The 19,714-nt window shown below is 69.9% G+C and carries 12 protein-coding genes, 1 tRNA gene and 2 rRNA genes; 11 read left to right on the top strand and 4 right to left on the bottom strand.

The features are described 5' to 3' along the window. Positions 1-108, top strand: a 23S ribosomal RNA gene (locus G5C51_RS27180); the annotation flags it as partial. A gap of 90 nt (positions 109-198) precedes the next feature. Next, positions 199-315 (top strand): 5S ribosomal RNA (gene rrf, locus G5C51_RS27185). Between the two features lie 57 nt (positions 316-372). Here rrf and G5C51_RS27190 read toward each other — a convergent pair. Beyond that, positions 373-1,260, bottom strand: a complete 888-nt coding sequence (locus G5C51_RS27190; RefSeq protein WP_165240867.1) for a CE1 family esterase — start codon at positions 1,258-1,260, stop codon at positions 373-375. 93 nt (positions 1,261-1,353) lie between these two features. On the opposite strand from G5C51_RS27190, the gene G5C51_RS27195 reads away from it, so the two are divergent. Continuing rightward, positions 1,354-1,429: transfer RNA gene (locus G5C51_RS27195), tRNA-Thr, on the top strand. A gap of 59 nt (positions 1,430-1,488) precedes the next feature. Here G5C51_RS27195 and G5C51_RS27200 read toward each other — a convergent pair. Next, on the bottom strand, positions 1,489-2,247 hold the full coding sequence (locus G5C51_RS27200) for a L,D-transpeptidase (RefSeq protein ID WP_165240868.1): 759 nt from the start codon (positions 2,245-2,247) through the stop codon (positions 1,489-1,491). Positions 2,248-2,433: 186 nt separating this feature from the next. Continuing rightward, complete coding sequence (locus tag G5C51_RS27205) at positions 2,434-5,073, bottom strand: SpoIIE family protein phosphatase (RefSeq protein WP_165240869.1); 2,640 nt, start codon at positions 5,071-5,073, stop codon at positions 2,434-2,436. Between the two features lie 280 nt (positions 5,074-5,353). Between G5C51_RS27205 and G5C51_RS27210 the strand changes: the two genes are divergently transcribed. The 8 genes from G5C51_RS27210 to G5C51_RS27245 all read left to right on the top strand — a co-directional run bounded on the left by G5C51_RS27210 (position 5,354) and on the right by G5C51_RS27245 (position 18,791). Then, entirely contained in the window at positions 5,354-10,801 is a 5,448-nt protein-coding gene (locus G5C51_RS27210) for a HAMP domain-containing protein (RefSeq protein ID WP_165240870.1), read from the top strand. Between the two features lie 283 nt (positions 10,802-11,084). After that, on the top strand, positions 11,085-11,795 hold the full coding sequence (locus G5C51_RS27215; RefSeq protein ID WP_165240871.1) for a response regulator: 711 nt from the start codon (positions 11,085-11,087) through the stop codon (positions 11,793-11,795). Between the two features lie 71 nt (positions 11,796-11,866). Next, complete coding sequence (locus G5C51_RS27220) at positions 11,867-14,584, top strand: DNA translocase FtsK (protein ID WP_165240872.1); 2,718 nt, start codon at positions 11,867-11,869, stop codon at positions 14,582-14,584. Between the two features lie 195 nt (positions 14,585-14,779). After that, positions 14,780-15,586, top strand: a complete 807-nt coding sequence (locus G5C51_RS27225) for a RodZ domain-containing protein (RefSeq protein WP_165240873.1) — start codon at positions 14,780-14,782, stop codon at positions 15,584-15,586. 53 nt (positions 15,587-15,639) lie between these two features. Then, positions 15,640-17,124, top strand: coding sequence for a 30S ribosomal protein S12 methylthiotransferase RimO (gene rimO / locus G5C51_RS27230; protein WP_165240874.1), 1,485 nt, complete (start codon positions 15,640-15,642; stop codon positions 17,122-17,124). Then, positions 17,124-17,726 (top strand): CDP-diacylglycerol--glycerol-3-phosphate 3-phosphatidyltransferase, encoded by a 603-nt coding sequence (gene pgsA / locus G5C51_RS27235; protein ID WP_165240875.1) that lies wholly within the window; start codon positions 17,124-17,126, stop codon positions 17,724-17,726. The genes rimO and pgsA overlap by 1 nt, the downstream gene beginning before the upstream one ends. After that, positions 17,723-18,316, top strand: coding sequence for a CinA family protein (locus G5C51_RS27240; protein WP_165240876.1), 594 nt, complete (start codon positions 17,723-17,725; stop codon positions 18,314-18,316). Before pgsA ends, G5C51_RS27240 begins: the two co-directional genes overlap by 4 nt. Before the next feature lie 109 nt (positions 18,317-18,425). Beyond that, on the top strand, positions 18,426-18,791 hold the full coding sequence (locus G5C51_RS27245; protein ID WP_165240877.1) for a helix-turn-helix domain-containing protein: 366 nt from the start codon (positions 18,426-18,428) through the stop codon (positions 18,789-18,791). A gap of 89 nt (positions 18,792-18,880) precedes the next feature. Here the strand turns inward: G5C51_RS27245 and G5C51_RS27250 are convergent, their stop codons facing one another. Continuing rightward, entirely contained in the window at positions 18,881-19,636 is a 756-nt protein-coding gene (locus G5C51_RS27250; protein ID WP_165240878.1) for an SDR family NAD(P)-dependent oxidoreductase, read from the bottom strand. Positions 19,637-19,714: the final 78 nt, after the last annotated feature.

Below are 19,714 nucleotides of genomic sequence, written 5' to 3' on the forward strand. Positions count from 1 at the left end.
CCCATGAGGGGTTAAGGCTCCCAGTAGACGACTGGGTTGATAGGCCAGATATGGAAGCCCTGTAAGGGGTGGAGTTGACTGGTACTAATAGGCCGAGGACTTGTCCATAGCTGCTCGCGTCCACTGTCTGGTTTCTGAGACAACAACCGTTTGGCAGCACCCTGCTTGGGGGTGCTCCGGTTGAAAGTTTCATAGTGTTTCGGTGGTCATAGCGTTAGGGAAACGCCCGGTTACATTCCGAACCCGGAAGCTAAGCCTTTCCGCGCCGATGGTACTGCACAGGGGACTGTGTGGGAGAGTAGGTCGCCGCCGAACTTAACTTCAAATGCCTCAACCCCCAGCCCAGTGCTGGGGGTTGAGGATTTTTTGCGTTCAGCGGCGGTGCTGTTTGAAGAAGTGCCAGGCAACGTCCGTGGCGTCCACCGCATGGGTCTCGTTGTCCGGCCACTCATGGGCCATGTTCTCCACCAGATACGCCTGGACCCTGCTGCCGTCCGCGCAGCGTGACTTCGTGAGCGTGTACGCGCCGGGGCGGACGTCCTCGTCGACGACAACGCAGTGCAGGCGCTGTCGCCATGTGTCGAGGCCGGCCAGCATGAGTCCGACCCGGTCGTCGTCCGCGCCGAGGATGGTGACCACCGGCACCGGCCTCGACGGCATGAAGTCCGGGTTCTCCGCCAGCGGGCCGCCGTAGCCGCCGCTGACCGGGGCCACCGCGGCGAATACCTTGGAGCGCTCGACGGCCAGGCGGAAGGACATGTCGGAGCCGTTGGAGAAGCCCGTCGCGTACACCCGGTGCTTATCGGCTCTCCAGTCGTCGACGAGCTGTCGCACCATCTCGTTGATGAAGCCGACGTCGTCCTCGTTGCCGCAGCAGATCAGGGCGTTGTAGCCGCCGTTCAGACCCTGCGGATAGGCGACGAGGAAGCCCTCCTTGTCGGCCTTGCGGCTGAAGCCGGAGTAGGCCTCGATTCCCTCGGCGGTGCCGGGATACCAGTGCATCACCACGACCAAGGGCAGTTTCTTGCCGTGCTTGGCGCCGGGAGGCACATGGAGGTTGAAGGTGCGGTCCTTGCCCTGCCAGTTGAGGGAGAGCTGGTGGTCTCCCGGCGGAGGGGCGGATTCCGTAGCCGCGGCTGCCGGCAGGGCGGTCAGCCCTAGTGCGGGCAGCGCGACGGCGATCGCGGTCGCTGTCCAGCGGAGCAGGCGGCGACGTAACCGGAGGCGTATTTCCGGATGTTGCGATGTGGTTAGGGCCATGCCGGGATCCTGGGTCAGGAAACGCCGCTGGTCCATGGCTGCGTGGGTCACAACACCATTCCGGATGGGGTATGATCTATTCCGTTCGACCACGCCCCAATAGCTCAGTCGGTAGAGCGTCTCCATGGTAAGGAGAAGGTCTGCGGTTCGATTCCGCATTGGGGCTCCATACGACAAGAGGCCCTCACCGTCGCGGTGAGGGCCTCTTGTCGTTCCCGGCGTTCTTGTCTACAGATCGTGCTTCTTCACCGCCGGCTTGCGGCCGAAGATGTAGACCCGGTCCTTGATCTTGAGCGTCCGCCACATGACCTTGGCGTCCTTGATGCGGAGGTTCACGCAGCCCGCCGAACCGCGGCCGCGGAAGATGTCGTTGGGCGTCCCGTGGATCGCCTGGCCGCGGGAGAAGTACATCGAGTACGGCATCGGGGCGTTCTTGTAGAGGCGGGAGTACTCCTTCCGCTTCTTGTAGTAGACCCGGTGCCAGCCATTGCGGGTCTCGAGCTTCTTCGCCCCGGTCCGTACCGGCATCGGCGGGACCAGGACGCGCTTGCCCTTCTGGACCCACATCAGCTGGCGTTTCTGGTCGACGCAGGCCACGCGGCCGCGGCGGACGGGGCAGAGGGTGCCGACGCCGGGGTTGGCGCGGGCCTTGGCGACCACCGTCATCTGGTAGGTCGACTTGCCCGCGTAGCCGTTCGCGGGCTGGACGCCCTCGCGGAGCTGGAACTTCTGGATCGCCCGGCAGTCGAGGGAGGTTTGCACGCCGTCCACCCACTGCCCCAGGTAGCGCTCCAACTCCTCCTGGTACGGGCCCGTGCGGTCGGTGGCGCACGCCGGCTGGGCCGACGGGCGCGGTTGCTGGGCGGCGGCTGCCTGGGTGGTGGCGGCTCCCGTCAGCGTGAGCAGGCTCAAGGCGGTGATGGTCGCCTTGGTGAGGGGAGAGAGCGTACGAGGCAGTCCCGTACTTGTGTCGTTGGCGGGCGGCATGCGGGGAGTGGCTCCTGTCTGTGCATGTGCTGAGCTGCACCGGTCACGGCAAGCGTGATGATGCGGCGTCCAGTACAGCCGCGGGGAGCCCCGACGCCCGTGTGGCGCGCCGGAATTGGGGTGGATATCCGTCTTCCGTGTTGTCTTGTCCCGGATGTGGAACCGGAACCGGAATCGGGACCGTCTTCAGCCTTCTCGCTGGTGGGGGACCCGCATCGCCAGGATGGCCATGTCGTCGGAGGCCGGCTCCGCCGCGAAGCGCTCAACGGCGCGCAGCACCCGCGAGGCGACCGCGCCCGCCGTCAGGCCCGTACAGGAGTGCAGGACGTCCGCCAGGCCGTCGTCGCCGAGCATGCGGCTGCCTTCCCTGCGCTCGGTGACGCCGTCCGTGACGCAGAGGAGGACGTCGCCCGGGTCGAGGGTGATGCGCTCCTCGTAGAGCTCGAGGTCGTCCATCACGCCCAGCAGCGGCTGCGGTTCGGCGGCGGGTTCCACCGAGCCGTCGGGGCGGAGGCGGAGCGGGAGCGGGTGGCCCGCGCATACGATCTTCAGTACGGCGCTGCCGTCGGCCTGCGGCCACAGCTCGCCGTAGAGGAGGGTCAGGAAGCGGCTGCGGGCGCCCTCGTCGAGGATCGCGGAGTTGAGGCGTTCCAGGACCGCCGGGCCGCCGAAGCCCTCGCGAGCCAGCAGGCGCAGCGCGTGCCGCGCCAGGCCCGTCACCGCGGCGGCCTCCGGGCCCGTACCGCAGACGTCGCCGATCGCGAAGCCGTAGGCGCCGTCGCGGATGGGGAAGAGGTCGTAGAAGTCGCCGCCGACCTCGTTGCCCTCGCCGGCCGCGCGGTAGATGACCTCGACCTCGACGCCGCCGATCTTGGGCAGGCCCGGCGGGAGGAGGCTGCGCTGGAGGGACTGGCTGATGGCCGTGCGCTCCGAGTACAGGCGGGCGTTGTCCAGGGCCAGGGCGGCCCTGCGGGACAAGTCCTCGGCGAGCTCCAGGATCTCCTGGCGGAAGTGTTCGTCCGTCGGCTTGCCGAGGACCAGTTGGCCGATGACGCGGTTGCGGGCGACCAGGGGGAGCACGACCGTTTCGCCGCCGACCGCGGAGGCCGTCGCCAGCGACGGGGCCGCGGCGTCGGACAGATACGCGTCCTCGCTCATGCCCTTGAGGTTCAGGCTGCGCAGCGACGTGCGCAGCGCGGAGTTGTGCGCGGCGTCCGACGGGGCCGTCCACTGGCGGGCGCCGGGGGCCGGGACCGGGTCGGGGGGCGTGACGCGGGTGAGCAGGGCGCGCAGGCCGTCGATACGGTCCTCGTCCTCGTGCAGGACGTACGACAGGTCCGGCTCGGCGCCTTCCGCGATCGTGTAGACCGCGCACCAGCTGGCCAGCGTCGGGACCGTCATCTGCGCCATCAGGGCGAGGGTCTGGTCGCGGTCGAGGGTGCCGGCCAGCAGGTCGGAGGCCTCGACCAGGAAGGACAGCGAGCCTCTGCGCAGCCGCTCCAGCTCGCCGAGGCGGGCCGACTCCACCGCGAGTGCGATGCGGTCGGCGGCGAACTGCAGGCGCAGGGCTTCCTCGTTGGTATACCGGCCCGCCACCTCCGCGGCGACGCCGAGGGAGCCGGTGAGCCGGCCCTCGACCTTCAGCGGGACGGTCACCACCGAGTGCATGCCGGTGCCGGTGAGCAGCGGGACGGCGCCGGGGGCGGCGTCGAGGTCTTCGTGTACGGAGGGCATGCGCGCGGAGCCGTAACGTCCGGCGCCGGTCTCGACCGGGACGCGGGCGAAGCGCTGGCGGGCGCCGGGGAGGCCGGTGGAGGCGCGTACCTCGAGCTCGGTCTCGTCGTCGGTGGCGAGCAGCAGGAAGGCGGCGTCGCCGTCCAGTATGTCGCGGGCGCGCTCCACGGTGCGCTGCAGCAGGCCGTCGAGGTCGTCGGGGGCCGGCGAGCCGATGAAGACCTCGAACGGGTCGGCGGAGCGGTCGCGGCCGCCGTCGGCGCGGCCGCCGGAGGCCTCGGAGCCGGCCCGCGCCGGGGTCTGCAGCACCGCGCGCTCCTGGTCGCGGACCAGCAGGCAGATGGTGGACGGGTCGCCGGCGGAGTCGCGCAGCCGGAGGTGGTTGGCATAGACGGGGGTGACGCGGCCGTCGGCGCCGCGGATGCCGTACGAGCCCTCCCAGCGGGACAGCTGCAGGGCCTCGGCGAGCCCGGTGCCGGTGCCGGGGGTGTGCGGCCAGGCGGCGAGGTCGCCCAGGGGCTTGCCGATGACCTTCTCCGGCTCGTAGCCGAAGAGCTCGGTGGCGTCCTCGTTCCAGAAGCTGACGGCGCCGCCGCGGTCGATCTGGACGACGGCGACGCGGACCCGGGACTCCATGGCCAGCGGCAGCGCGTCCACGGGGAGGGCGGGGCCCGCGGAGCGGGTGCCGGCGATCGGCTCGGAGGCGTCGAGCTGGAACCAGACCTGCTTGCGGGTGCCGGTGTACTCGACGCCCCAGCGACTGGCGAGCGCCGCGCACAGCATCAGGCCGCGGCCGCCCTCGCGGTCGGGCCCGGCCGGCGGGTGGCCCGCTTCGTCGAGCGGGAGCTCGCGCTCCGGGTAGTGATCCGCGACTTCCACGCGCACGCCCGTATCCGCGCGCAGGCAGCGCACGTCCACGGCGGTGCCGGCGTGCACGACGGCGTTGGTGACCAGCTCGCTGGTGAGGACGACCGCGTCGTCGGCGATCTCGGCGAACCCCCAGCCCTGCAGGGTGTCCCGGACAAACGCGCGCGCGGGCGCGACCGAACGTCCCACCGGCTCGAAGGTGGCCTCGGCACGCGCGCTGATCACACGACTCACGACTCCCCTTCAGGTGGTGCTGCGGGGTCCACCGGTTGCGGCCCGGCGGCCCCGGATGCTTTCGTGCCCGCTCCATGGTGCCGCAAAGCATGCAAACGGCAGCGGGCCAGGACGAGTGGTGACAGGTTAGCCGCCCGAGGCCGCCCAGGGCCCATGCACTGCCCGTTACGCTTCGTAAGGGCCTGATAGCGCGTGCCCCGGAGTGAAACACTGGGAAAGCTCCGGAGAGAAAGAAAGCCCCGTGGCGAGCAAACCGACCGGGAGGGACACAGTGGAGTCTGGCGCAACGGCGCAGAGCGCGAGCTCGCGCACGAAGAGCGGACGGTCCCGGGTCGGCGGGACGACAGAGGTGGACACCGCCGCTCTGTACAGACTGCTGGCGTCGTTGGAGTCGATGCGGGACGGCAACTTCCGCAAGCGGATGCGTACGCCGAGTGACGGGATCATGGCGGAGATCGCCACGGTCTTCAACGAGGTGGCGGAGCGCAATCTGCACCTGACCGGCGAGCTGTCCCGGGTGCGGCGCGTGGTCGGCCGCGAGGGCAAGCTCACCGAGCGGCTCGAGACGGGCGCCTGCGAGGGCTCCTGGGCGGCCGCGATCGACGCCTCCAACGCGCTGGTGGACGACCTCGTACGGCCGCTGATGGACACCGGGCGGGTGCTCACGGCCGTGGCCGAGGGCGACCTGGAGCAGCGCATGGACCTGCGGCCGCAGTCCGCGGACGGGTCGCATCCGCTGCGCGGCGAGTTCCTCAAGGTGGGGCGTACGGTCAACGGGCTGGTCGACCAGCTGTCCGCCTTCACGGACGAGGTCACGCGGGTCGCGAGCGAGGTCGGCACCGAGGGCAAGCTCGGCGGGCAGGCCAAGGTGCGAGGAATGTCCGGTTCGTGGAAGGACCTCACGGATTCGGTCAACACCATGGCGTACCGGCTGACCGCTCAGGTGCGTGATATTGCTCTCGTCACCACCGCGGTGGCCAAGGGCGATCTCTCGCGGAAGGTCACCGTGCATGTGGCCGGCGAGATGCTGGAGCTGAAGGAGACCGTCAACACGATGGTCGACCAGCTGTCGGCGTTCTCCAGCGAGGTCACCCGGGTCGCCCGCGAGGTCGGCACCGAGGGCGAGCTCGGCGGGCAGGCCCAGGTGCCCGGCGTCGCCGGCACATGGAAGGACCTCACCGACTCGGTGAACCTGATGGCGGGCAATCTCACCGCCCAGGTGCGCGGAATCGCGCAAGTCACGACGGCGGTCGCCAACGGCGATCTGTCGCAGAAAGTGACGGTGAGTGCACGCGGCGAGGTCGCACAGCTCGCCGAGACCATCAACACGATGACCGAAACCCTCCGTACATTCGCGGACGAGGTGACAAGGGTCGCGAGCGAGGTCGGCGCCGACGGACAGCTCGGCGGTCAGGCGCAGGTGCCGGGTGCGGCCGGTACGTGGAAGGACCTGACGGATTCGGTCAACACCGCTTTCCGTAACCTCACCGCGCAGGTGCGGGACATCGCGCAGGTGACGACGGCGGTCGCGAGCGGCGATCTGTCGCAGAAGGTCACGGTGGACGTGGCCGGCGAGATGTCCGAGCTGAAGAACACCGTCAACACGATGGTCGACCAGCTGTCCGGCTTCTCCTCCGAGGTGACCCGGGTCGCCCGGGAGATCGGCGTCGAGGGTGAACTCGGCGGTCAGGCGCAGGTGCTGGGCGCCGCCGGCACGTGGAAGGACCTGACGGATTCGGTCAACATGGCCTTCCGTAACCTCACCGGGCAGGTCCGCAACATCGCACAGGTGACCACTGCGGTGGCGAACGGCGACCTGTCCCAGAAGGTCACGGTCGACGTCTCCGGCGAGATGGCCGAGCTGAAGAACACCGTGAACCGGATGGTCGACCAGCTGTCGTCCTTCGCCGACCAGGTCACGCGAATGGCCAGGGACGTGGGCACCGAGGGCCGGCTCGGCGGGCAGGCGCGGGTCGACGGCGTCTCCGGTACGTGGAAGGACCTCACGGACTCCGTGAACTTCATGGCGTCCAACCTGACCTCGCAGGTCCGCAACATCGCGCAGGTGACGACGGCGGTCGCGCGCGGTGACCTGTCGCAGAAGATCGAGGTGGACGCGCGCGGCGAGATCCTCGAGCTGAAGAACACCATCAACACGATGGTCGACCAACTGTCTTCCTTCGCCGACCAGGTCACGCGCGTGGCCCGCGAGGTGGGTACGGAGGGCCGGCTCGGCGGGCAGGCGCAGGTGCCGGGTGTGGCCGGCGTGTGGCGCGACCTGACGGACAACGTGAACTTCATGGCGGGGAACCTGACCGCCCAGGTCCGTAACATCGCGCAGGTCGCGACCGCGGTGGCCCGCGGTGACCTGTCGCAGAAGATCGACGTGGACGCGCGCGGCGAGATCCTCGAGCTGAAGAACACCCTCAACACGATGGTCGACCAGCTGAGTTCGTTCGCCGAGCAGGTCACCCGGGTGGCCCGCGAGGTCGGTACGGAAGGGCAGCTGGGCGGTCAGGCCGAGGTGCAGGGCGTCTCCGGTACGTGGAAGGACCTCACCCAGTCCGTCAACTTCATGGCGAACAACCTGACCTCGCAGGTCCGTAACATCGCCGAGGTCACCACCGCGGTCGCGAAGGGCGATCTGTCCAAGAAGATCACCGTGGACGCGCGCGGCGAGATCCTGGAGCTGGTGACGACCGTCAACACGATGGTCGACCAGCTGAGTTCGTTCGCCGAGCAGGTCACGCGGGTGGCCCGCGAGGTGGGCACGGAAGGCCAGCTGGGCGGGCAGGCGCGGGTGCGCGATGTCTCGGGCATCTGGAAGGACCTCACGGACAACGTGAACCTGATGGCGGTCAATCTGACCGGCCAGGTCCGTAACATCTCCCAGGTCGCCACCGCGGTCGCCAACGGCGACCTCACCAAGAAGGTCACCGTCGAGGCGCGCGGCGAGGTCGCGCAGCTCGCCGACACGGTCAACACGATGGTGACGACCCTGTCGTCCTTCGCCGAGCAGGTGACCCGGGTGGCCCGCGAGGTGGGCACCGAGGGCATCCTGGGCGGCCAGGCCCGCGTCCCCGGCGTCGCCGGTACGTGGAAGGACCTGACGGAGTCCGTGAATTACATGGCCTCCAACCTGACCAGCCAGGTGCGGAACATCGCCCAGGTGACCACGGCGGTGGCCAACGGCGATCTGACGAAGAAGATCGACGTCGCCGCGCAGGGCGAGATCCTGGAGCTGAAGGACACCATCAACACGATGGTCGGCCAGCTCTCCGCCTTCGGTGACGAGGTCACCCGCGTCGCCCGCGAGGTGGGTACGGAAGGCCGCCTCGGCGGTCAGGCCCGGGTCCCCGGCGTCTCCGGCATCTGGAAGGATCTCACCGACTCGGTGAACCTGATGGCGAACAACCTGACTTCTCAGGTGCGCAACATCGCCCAGGTCGCCACCGCGGTGACCCGCGGCGACCTCAGTCCGAAGATCGACGCCGACGCGGCCGGCGAGATCCTCGAGCTGCAGGACTACATCAACACGATGATCTCCAAGCTCCGCGAGACCACCCTCGCCAACAAGGAGCAGGACTGGCTCAAGGGCAACCTCGCCCGCATCTCGGGCCTGCTGCAGGGCCGCCGCGACCTCGGCGACGTGGCCCGCCTCATCATGAGCGAGCTGACCCCGGTGGTGGCCGCGCAGCACGGCGGCTTCTTCCTCATGGAGCAGGTGCCGGGCCACGAGCCGCAGGAGGGCGAGGACCCCGAGAAGCAGCTGCGCCTCATCGGCTCGTACGGGCAGGCCGCCGACGGCATGCCGAAGGTGCTGCGCCCCGGCGAGACCCTCATCGGCACGGCCGCGCAGGAGAAGCGCACGATCCTGGTCGAGAACGTCCCGGAGGGCTATCTGAAGATCGCCTCCGGGCTCGGCGAGGCACCGCCCGCGCATGTCATCGTCGTCCCGCTGATCTTCGAGGGCTCGGTGCTCGGCGTGGTCGAGCTGGCCGCGTTCCAGCCGTTCACGCAGATCCAGAAGGACTTCCTGAACCAGCTGGCCGAGATGATCGCGACCTCGGTCAACACCATCTCGGTCAACACCAAGACGGAGAGCCTGCTCACCCAGTCCCAGGAGCTCACCGAGCAGCTCCGGGACCGCTCGCAGGAGCTGGAGAGCCGGCAGAAGGCGCTCGAGGACTCCAACGCCGAACTCGAGGAGAAGGCCGAGCTGCTGGCCCGTACCAACCGGGACATCGAGATCAAGAACACCGAGATCGAAGAGGCCAGGCAGGGCCTGGAGGAGCGGGCCGAGCAGCTCGCGGTCTCGATGCGCTACAAGTCCGAGTTCCTGGCCAACATGTCGCACGAGCTGCGCACCCCGCTCAACTCCCTGCTCATTCTGGCCAAACTGCTCGCGGACAACGCGGAGACCAACCTCACCCCGAAGCAGGTGGAGTTCGCCGAAACGATCCACGGCGCGGGCTCCGACCTGCTGCAGCTGATCAACGACATCCTCGACCTGTCGAAGGTCGAGGCGGGCAAGATGGACGTCAGCCCGACCCGTATCGCGCTGGTGCAGCTGGTGGATTACGTGGAGGCGACCTTCCGGCCGCTGACCGCGGAGAAGGGCCTGGACTTCTCGGTCCGGGTCTCGCCGGAGCTGCCCGCCACGCTCAACACGGACGAGCAGCGGCTGCTGCAGGTACTGCGCAACCTGCTGTCGAACGCGGTGAAGTTCACCGACAGCGGGGCGGTCGAGCTGGTGATCCGGCCGGCCGGGCGGGACGTGCCGCCGGCGATCAAGGAGCAGCTGCTGGAGAACGGGTCGCTGCGGGATCCGGACGCCGAGATGATGGCGTTCTCGGTCACCGACACCGGCATCGGCATCGCGTCGTCCAAGATGCGGGTGATCTTCGAGGCGTTCAAGCAGGCGGACGGCACCACCAGCCGCAAGTACGGCGGTACGGGCCTCGGCCTGTCCATCAGCCGGGAGATCGCCCGGCTGCTCGGCGGCGAGATCCACGCGGACAGCGAGCCGGGCCGCGGCTCGACGTTCACGCTGTACCTGCCGGTCAGGCCCACCGAGCTGCCCGCCCCCGGGCACGGCCAGGCCGGCGACGGCGCGATCGTGATGGAGCAGCCGCAGCCCGAGGCCCTCGAGGGCGGATACGCGGGGGAGACCCCGGCCGCCGCCGCGGCGGCCGAGGAGCCCGCGGCCGAGCCGGCGGCGGGCGCCCAGCAGGTTGCGGAGGCCGCCCGGCCCGCGGTGCCGGGCCAGGCCCCGGCGCCGCAGCGCGGCGAGCGGCTGGCCGACGGGCAGCGGACGGCGCCGGTGCAGTTCAAGGGCGAGTTCGGCGGCGAGAAGGTGCTGATCGTCGACGACGACATCCGTAACGTCTTCGCGCTGACCTCCGTCCTGGAGCAGCACGGCCTGTCCGTCCTCTACGCCGAGAACGGCCGCGAGGGCATCGAGGTGCTGGAGCAGCACGAGGACACCGCCGTCGTCCTGATGGACATCATGATGCCGGAGATGGACGGTTACGCGACGACCTCGGCGATCCGCCGGATGCCGCAGTTCGCCGGGCTGCCGATCATCGCGCTGACGGCGAAGGCGATGAAGGGCGACCGGGAGAAGTCGATCGAGTCCGGAGCTTCCGACTATGTGACCAAGCCGGTTGACACCGACCACCTGCTGAACGTGATGTATCAGTGGGTGCACGGCAAGTGACCGGTGCACGGCAAGTGATCGATGGCGGCTTGAAGTTTGCGGGTGTGCTGACGCAGTGTGGTCAATTGCGTGTTCGCGTACGGTATTACGGGAACCAATCGGGCCTGAGCTGCGTTTCTGGTACGTGCACAGTGACAATGCGGTGACAGGGTGTGGCGGACCTGGCGGTGCGGCTACCATGACCGGCACAAGGGCGGGCGGCGCACAGGGCAGGTCCGCGTGGACTGCTGGAACACAGCCGGCGACAGCGCCCGGCACGGTGTCGGGACGAGGAGGACGGGCCATGGTGCAGAAGGCCAAGATCCTCTTGGTCGATGACCGGCCGGAGAATCTGCTGGCGCTGGAGGCCATCCTTTCCGCGCTCGATCAGACCCTGGTCCGGGCATCGTCAGGGGAAGAGGCGCTCAAGGCGCTGCTCACCGACGACTTCGCGGTCATCCTGCTCGATGTCCAGATGCCGGGCATGGACGGCTTCGAGACCGCCGCGCACATCAAGCGCCGGGAGCGCACCCGGGACATCCCGATCATCTTCCTCACCGCGATCAACCACGGCCCGCACCACACCTTCCGCGGCTATGCCGCGGGCGCCGTCGACTACATCTCCAAGCCCTTCGACCCGTGGGTGCTGCGGGCGAAGGTGTCGGTGTTCGTCGAGCTGTACATGAAGAACGTCCAGCTGCGAGAGCAGGCCGGCCTGCTGCGTACGCAGCTGGAGAGCGCGCAGTCCGCCGAGGGCGGCAAGGACGGCAAGGGCGGCGCGGTGGGCGTCATCGCCGAGCTCTCCGCGCGGCTGGCCGCCGCGGAGGAGCAGGCGGAGGCGCTGTCGAAGCAGCTCGACGAGTCCTCGGACGCGGCCGCCGTCGCCACCGCGGCGCATCTCGAGCGCAAGCTCAACGGCCTCCGCAAGGCCCTGGACGCCCTGGACCCGGGCACGAGCGGCCCTGCCGGAGCGGGCTCGGACAACGGCGGTCCGGTGACGTCACCGCCGCAGTGACCGCCGGGCGCTGAGCCGCGCCCGTATAGGGCATGCGTGCTACGTGTCCCCAACCTCGGTAACCTCGTCGCATGGCCTCACGTACCTCTGGAAACGGCAACTCCCGGGCGCGGTCCGGAGGTAGTGGTGCCAAGAAGAAGGCGCCCGCCAAAAAGGCCGCCGCGAAGAAGCCCGCCGCCAAGAAGACCGCTGCCAAGCGCGCGCCCGCAAAGAAGAAGGCCGCTCCGGCGCCGGCGCCCAATCCGACCGCCGGGATCTACCAGGTCACCCGCGCCCTCTACCTCGGCCTCGCACACACCGTCGGCGCCCTCTTCCGCGGCATAGGGCGCGGTGCCAAGGGCCTCGACCCGGCGCATCGCAAGGACGGCCTCGCGCTGCTGCTGCTCGGCCTCGGGCTCGTCATCGCCGCCGGCACCTGGTCCAATCTGCAGGGCCCGGTCGGCGAGCTCGTCGAGATCATCGTCACCGGCGCCTTCGGCCGCCTCGACCTCATCGTGCCGATCCTGCTGGGCGCCATCGCCGTGCGGCTCATCCGGCACCCGGAGAAGCCGGAGGCCAACGGCCGTATCGTCATCGGCCTCTCCGCGCTCACCATCGGCGCGCTCGGCCTCATCCACCTCGGCTGCGGCGCCCCGGGCCGCGGCGAGGGCAACGAGGCCATAAGGGATGCGGGCGGGCTGATCGGCTGGGGCGCCTCCCGGCCGCTGATCTTCACGGTCGGCGAGGTGCTCGCCGTGCCGCTGCTCGTCCTCGTGACAATCTTCGGCCTGCTGGTCGTCACCGCGACGCCGGTCAACGCCATCCCGCAGCGCCTGCGCGCCGGGATGGTGCGGCTCGGTCTGCTGCAGAGCGACGAGCCGCTGACCGACCCGCGGGCCGAGGCGAAGATCGCCGGGGAGTACGCGGAGGACTGGCGGGACGGCATCGTCCGTACCGACGAGGACGCCGTGGAGGCCGCGCCCGCCAAGCGGCGCCGGAGCCGCCGCACCGCCGCCGCGGACGACGACGCCGTCGACATCGCCGCCGCGGCCGCCGCCGACCTCGACGGCGCGGTGCTGCACGGCGTGCAGCCCTCGCCGCTGCTCGCCGATCTTTCCAGCGGCATCTCCGAGCGCACCGGCGGCGTCCCCTCCGCCCGCGAGGAGCTGCACGAGGGTGCCGGCGAGGACGGCCCCCGGAAGCCGCCCAAGGGCGCCATACAGCGTCCTGAGGCCACGCCTGTCCCGGGCGCCGTCCCCGACCTCACCCGGCGCCACGAGGACTCCGACAGCGAGCCGCTGCCGGCCCGCGCCGAGCAGCTGCAGCTGTCCGGCGACATCACGTACTCGCTGCCCGGCCTCGACATGCTCGAGCGCGGCGGCCCGGGCCGCACCCGCAGCGCCGCCAACGACCAGGTCGTCGCCTCGCTCTCGCGCACCTTCGAGGAGTTCAAGGTCGACGCCGCCGTCACCGGCTTCACCCGCGGCCCGACGGTCACGCGTTACGAGATCGAGCTCGGCAAGGCGGTCAAGGTCGAGCGGATCACCGCGCTGGCCAAGAACATCGCGTACTCCGTGGCCAGCCCGGACGTCCGCATCATCAGCCCGATCCCGGGCAAGTCCGCGGTCGGCATCGAGATCCCGAACACCGACCGCGAGATGGTCAACGTCGGCGACGTGCTGCGCACCGCCGACGCCGCGGGCGAGGACCACCCGATGCTGACGGCCCTCGGCAAGGACGTCGAGGGCGGCTACGTCTCGGCGAACCTCGCCAAGATGCCGCACATCCTCATCGCCGGCGCCACCGGCTCCGGCAAGTCCTCCTGCATCAACTGCCTGATCACCTCGATCATGATGCGCGCCACCCCGGACGAGGTCCGGATGGTGCTGGTCGACCCGAAGCGGGTGGAGCTGACCGCGTACGAGGGCATCCCGCACCTGATCACCCCGATCATCACCAACCCGAAGAAGGCCGCCGAGGCCCTGCAGTGGGTGGTCCGCGAGATGGACCTGCGCTACGACGACCTGGCGGCGTACGGCTACCGGCATATCGACGACTTCAACGAGGCCGTCCGCAACGGCAAGGCCAAGACGCCCCCGGGCAGCGAGCGCGAGCTGCAGCCGTACCCCTATCTGCTGGTCATCGTCGACGAGCTCGCCGACCTGATGATGGTCGCCCCGCGCGACGTCGAGGACTCGATCGTCCGCATCACCCAGCTCGCCCGCGCCGCCGGCATCCACCTGGTGCTGGCCACCCAGCGGCCGTCGGTCGACGTCGTCACCGGCCTGATCAAGGCGAACGTCCCCTCCCGCCTCGCCTTCGCCACCTCCTCGCTCGCCGACAGCCGCGTCATCCTCGACCAGCCCGGCGCGGAGAAGCTGATCGGCAAGGGCGACGGCCTGTTCCTGCCGATGGGCGCGAACAAGCCGATCCGGATGCAGGGCGCGTACGTCACCGAGGAAGAGGTCGCCAGGGTCGTCGGCCACTGCAAGGACCAGATGACGCCGGTCTTCCGCGACGACGTCACCACCGGCCAGAAGCCGAAGAAGGAGATCGACGAGTCGATCGGCGACGACATGGAGCTGCTGCTCGCGGCGATCGAGCTGGTGGTCTCCACCCAGTTCGGCTCCACGTCGATGCTGCAGCGCAAGCTGCGGGTCGGGTTCGCGAAGGCCGGCCGGCTGATGGACCTGATGGAGTCACGCGGAATCGTCGGTCCGAGTGAAGGTTCCAAGGCGCGCGACGTGTTGGTGAAGCCGGACGAATTGGACGGCGTGCTGGCCACGGTGAAGGGGCAGGATCACCCGTAGGGGCGAGTCGGGTGACCGGGTGGCAACCGATCGGAGCAGTGATGCGTCACATCATTGCAGCAGGTGGGTGTCGCACTATCCGTCAGTACGGCAAACCGGATGGCGCAACAAGTGCTACCTCCCGCTTGCCCGACCCTTTTACAAGACCTCTACACTGAACATCCGGCAGGTGGCTCACGCTCGAAAGGCGCCTTCGTGTCCATCGGCAACTCCCCCACAGACGACCGGCCTTCCGTCGGGCGGGCCCTTCAGCGGGCCCGGATCGACGCCAAGCTGACCGTGGACGAGGTCAGTACGCAGACCCGAGTGCGCATCCCGATCGTGCATGCGATCGAGCAGGACGACTTCTCGCGCTGCGGCGGCGACGTCTACGCCCGCGGGCATGTGCGGACCCTCGCCCGCGCCGTCGGCCTTGATCCGACCGAGCTCGTAGCCCAGTACGACGAGGAACACGGCGGCAAGCCGGAGCCGACCCCGGCCGCGCCGCTCTTCGAGGCGGAACGTATCCGCCCCGAGCCGCGGCGCCCGAACTGGACCGCCGCCATGGTCGCCGCGATCGTCGCGCTGATCGGCTTCGTCGGCTTCTCCGTCTTCAGCGACAGCGGCGGCGAGAACCCGAACGCGGTCGACTCCAAGACCGACGACAAGGCCACCCCGGACAAGAAGCCCTCCCCGTCCACCTCCCGGCCCGAGGCGCCGGGCCCCGAGCCGTCCGACTCCGCGATCGCCGGGGCCCCCGCCGACCGGGTCACCGTGAAGGTCGAGGCGGACAACGGCAGCAGCTGGGTGCTCGCCAAGGGCGGCGACGGCCGCGAGCTGAAGCAGACCACCCTGTCGCAGGGCGACTCCGTCACGGTCAGCGACAAGGAGAAGGTCAATCTCACGCTCGGCAATGCCGGCGCCGTGCAGGTGTGGGTGAACGGCAAGGAGCTCGACAACGACTTCAAGCTCGGCGGCGTGGAGCACCTGACGTATACGAAGGGTGACCCTGAAGCCGGGTAGCCCGGAGGGCGGCTCGGGGCGGCCTTCTGGCCAGGACAAAGTAGGCTGAGCCCATGCCACAACGCCGTACCGTCGCACTTGTCACCCTGGGCTGCGCCCGCAACGAGGTCGATTCCGAGGAGCTCGCGGGCCGCCTGGCGGCGGACGGCTGGGACCTGGTCGAGGACGCCGGGGACGCCGACGTCGCCGTCGTGAACACCTGCGGCTTCGTCGACGCCGCGAAGAAGGACTCCGTCGACGCCCTGCTCGAGGCCAATGACCTCAAGGACCACGGGCGCACCCAGGCCGTCGTTGCGGTCGGCTGCATGGCCGAGCGGTACGGCAAGGAGCTCGCCGACTCGCTGCCCGAGGCCGACGGGGTGCTCGGCTTCGACGACTACGCCGACATCTCCGGGCGGCTGCAGACCATCCTCAATGGCGGCAGCGTCGAGGCGCACACCCCGCGCGACCGGCGGCAGCTGCTGCCGCTGTCGCCGGTGGAGCGGCAGGAGGCCGCCGTGGCCCTGCCGGGGCACGGCCAGGAGGCCCCCTCCGACGCCCCCGAGGACCTGCCCGAGGGCGTCGCGCCCGCCTCCGGGCCGCGTGCGCCGCTGCGCCGCCGGCTGGACACCAGCCCCGTTGCCTCGGTGAAGCTGGCCTCCGGCTGCGACCGGCGCTGCTCGTTCTGCGCCATCCCGTCCTTCCGCGGGTCCTTCATCTCCCGGCGCCCGTCGGACGTGCTGGGCGAGACCCGCTGGCTGGCCGAGCAGGGCGTGAAGGAGATCATGCTGGTCTCCGAGAACAACACCTCCTACGGCAAGGACCTGGGCGACATCCGGCTGCTCGAGTCGCTGCTGCCGTCGCTGGCCGAGGTGGACGGCATCGAGCGGGTGCGGGTCAGCTATCTGCAGCCGGCCGAGATGCGGCCCGGCCTGATCGAGGTGCTGACCTCGACGCCGAAGGTCGCCCCGTACTTCGACCTGTCCTTCCAGCACTCCGCCCCCGACGTGCTGCGCGCCATGCGTCGCTTCGGCGACACCGACCGTTTCCTGGATTTGCTGGAGCAGATCCGGACGAAGGCTCCGGAGGCCGGCGTCCGGTCCAACTTCATCGTCGGCTTCCCCGGCGAGCGCGAGTCCGACCTGGCGGAGCTGGAGCGGTTCCTGAACGCCGCGCGTCTGGACGCCGTGGGCGTCTTCGGGTACTCGGATGAGGAGGGCACGGAGGCGGCCACGTACGACGCCAAGCTGGCGCCGGACACCGTCGCCGAGCGGCTCGCGCACATCTCGCGGCTGGCCGAGGAGCTCACCGCCCAGCGGGCGGAGGACCGGCTCGGTGAGACGGTGGAGGTGCTCGTGGAATCGGTGGACGGTGACGACGGCGTAGTGGGGCGGGCCGCGCATCAGGCGCCCGAGACGGACGGGCAGACGGCCCTCACGGGCGTACCGGAGGGCCTGGCGCCCGGCCGGATGGTCACGGCCAAGGTCGTGGCGAGCGAGGGCGTGGACCTTGTCGCGCACTTCGTTGAAATCCAGCACAGCGTCGAGGAGACGCCCTGATGACCGCAGCGCCGGCCTCGCGGCAGGCCGGGCTCTTCAACGTCGCGAACCTGCTGACCATGGCGCGGCTGGTGCTCGTGCCCGGGTTCGTGCTGCTGATGCTGGTGGACGGCGGGCATGATCCGGTCTGGCGGGCGTTCGCCTGGGCGGCCTTCGCCGTCGCCATGATCACCGACCTGTTCGACGGCGAGCTGGCCCGCCGCTACGACCTGGTCACCGACTTCGGGAAGATCGCCGACCCGATCGCGGACAAGGCCATCATGGGCGCCGCCCTGGTCTGCCTCTCCGCCCTCGGCGACCTGCCGTGGTGGGTGACCGGGGTGATCCTCTTCCGCGAGCTGGGGATCACGCTGATGCGCTTCTGGGTGATCAGGCACGGGGTGATCCCCGCCAGCCGCGGCGGCAAGCTGAAGACGCTGACGCAGGGCGTGGCCGTCGGCATGTACATCCTGGTGCTGACCGGCTGGCTGGCCTCGCTGCGCTGGTGGATCATGGCGGCCGCCGTGATCCTGACGGTCGTCACCGGCCTGGACTATGTGCGCCAGGCGATCGTGCTCCGCCGGCAGGGCATGGCGCGCGACCGCGAGCGGGCCGCGCGGTGACCACGCGGCCCGGCGGCGGTTCGGCCGCCGCCGAGGCGATCGCCGCCGACGTTCTGGAGCTGTGTGCGGGGCACGACCTGACCCTCGCTGTGGCGGAGTCCCTGACCGGCGGCCTGGTGGCCGCGGCCCTCACCGCCGTCCCCGGCGCCTCACGCGCCTTCCGCGGCTCGGTCACGGCGTACGCGACCGAGGTGAAAAGGGATGTTCTCGGGGTACCCGGGGAATTGCTGGCCGAGCGTGGCGCGGTGGACAGCGATGTGGCGCGGCAGATGGCCGCCGGCGTGCGCTGGCGGCTGGGCGCCGACTGGGGCCTGGCGACGACGGGTGTGGCCGGGCCCGATGCGCAGGACGGCCAGCAGGTCGGCACGGTCTTCGTGGCCGTCGCCGGTCCGCAGGGACATGCCAGGACCGTACGGCTCGCACTGGACGGTGACCGGCGGGAGATCAGGGAGGCTGCCGTGGCGGAGGCCCTGGGGCTGCTCGGAGAAGAGCTGGGGAAGCGGATTTCCCGGCGTTCTGCTGGGCAGGAGGAGAGTGCTGGGTCACAGGGTACGGAACAGAGCGGGGGAGATGGATGTTTGCAGCCCTGAGTGAACACGACATTGCTCGCCGCACGTGTGCCGCCGGACGGGGTACGGTGGAGGAAGGTGGACCCGCATCCAGGGTCCGCCGCATTGGTGGAAGAGGAGGGAGCCGCGCATGATTCTGCTTCGTCGCCTGCTGGGTGACGTGCTGCGTCGGCAGCGCACGCGTCAGGGGCGAACTCTGCGCGAGGTCTCCTCATCGGCACGCGTCTCGCTCGGCTACCTCTCCGAGGTGGAGCGGGGCCAGAAGGAAGCCTCCTCCGAGCTGCTCTCCTCCATCTGCGATGCGCTTGACCTGCGGATGTCCGAGCTGATGCGCGAGGTCAGCGATGAGCTGGCGCTCGCCGAGCTGGCCGAATCCGCGGCGTCCGAGACGATCCCGTCGCCGATGACCTTCACTGTGAGTTCCGTCACGGGGATGCCCGACGACCGCGTCACGATCAAGGCTCCCAAGGAGGCTGTGGACGTGGTGGCCGCCTGAGCGGTTCATCGACTCTTTTCCGGAAGCCCGGTCCGTATCGCGGACCGGGCTTTCGGCTTTCTCGGTTTTCTCGGCTTTCTACGGGCCTTTCACCACGGCATGGCGACGCCGCCGTTGGGCCGCAGGATCTGGCCGGTGGTGAAGGCGGCCGCGTCCGACAGCAGGTAGAGCGCGGCGTGCGCCACGTCCTCGGGGGCTCCGACCCGGCCCAGGGGCGACATCCGGGCCATCAGCTTCTCCGTATGGGCCTGGGCCTCGGCGGTGTCGCGGGTGGTCATCGGGGTGCGGATCCAGCCGGGTGCGATGGCGTTGACGCGGATGCCGTGCGGGCCCGCCTCGGCGGCCAGGGTGCGGGTGAGCTGGACGATGGCGGCCTTGGCGACGCTGTAGCAGAGCAGCTGCGGGGTGCCGGAGTCCACGGCGCCGGAGGCCAGGGTGACGAGCGAGCCGCCGGTCTGCTGCTCGGTCATCGCCAGGGTGGCCTCCTGGCAGGCGTGCAGGACGCCCTTGAAGTTCACCGCCCAGAGCCGGTCCAGGTCGGCGTCGTCCGTATCCACGACGGTGGAGCGGTGCATGATGCCGGCGGCGGCCACCAGGCCGTGGAGGGGGGCGGCGGCCTGGACGGCTTTACGGACCTGGGCGCGGTCGGTGACGTCGAGGGGGTGGGCGTGCGCGGTCGGGCCGGCTTGGGCGACCGTCTCGTCGAGGCCCTTCTCGTCCAGGTCGGCGCAGTGGACCGTAGCGCCTGCCTGGGCGAGGAGCAGGGCGGTGGCGCGGCCGATGCCGCTCGCGGCGCCGGTGACGAGGATGGAGCGGCCGGTGAGGTCGTACGCCGGTACGGGCATGGGTGGGACCGTACGACTGGACCTGACGGGTCGTCAATAACGCGGGGAGGGGCGGGACTTACGGGGCCGGCTGGCAGG

This window comes from Streptomyces coryli (genome assembly GCF_011044975.1).
Classification (GTDB): Bacteria; Actinomycetota; Actinomycetes; order Streptomycetales; family Streptomycetaceae; genus Streptomyces; species Streptomyces coryli.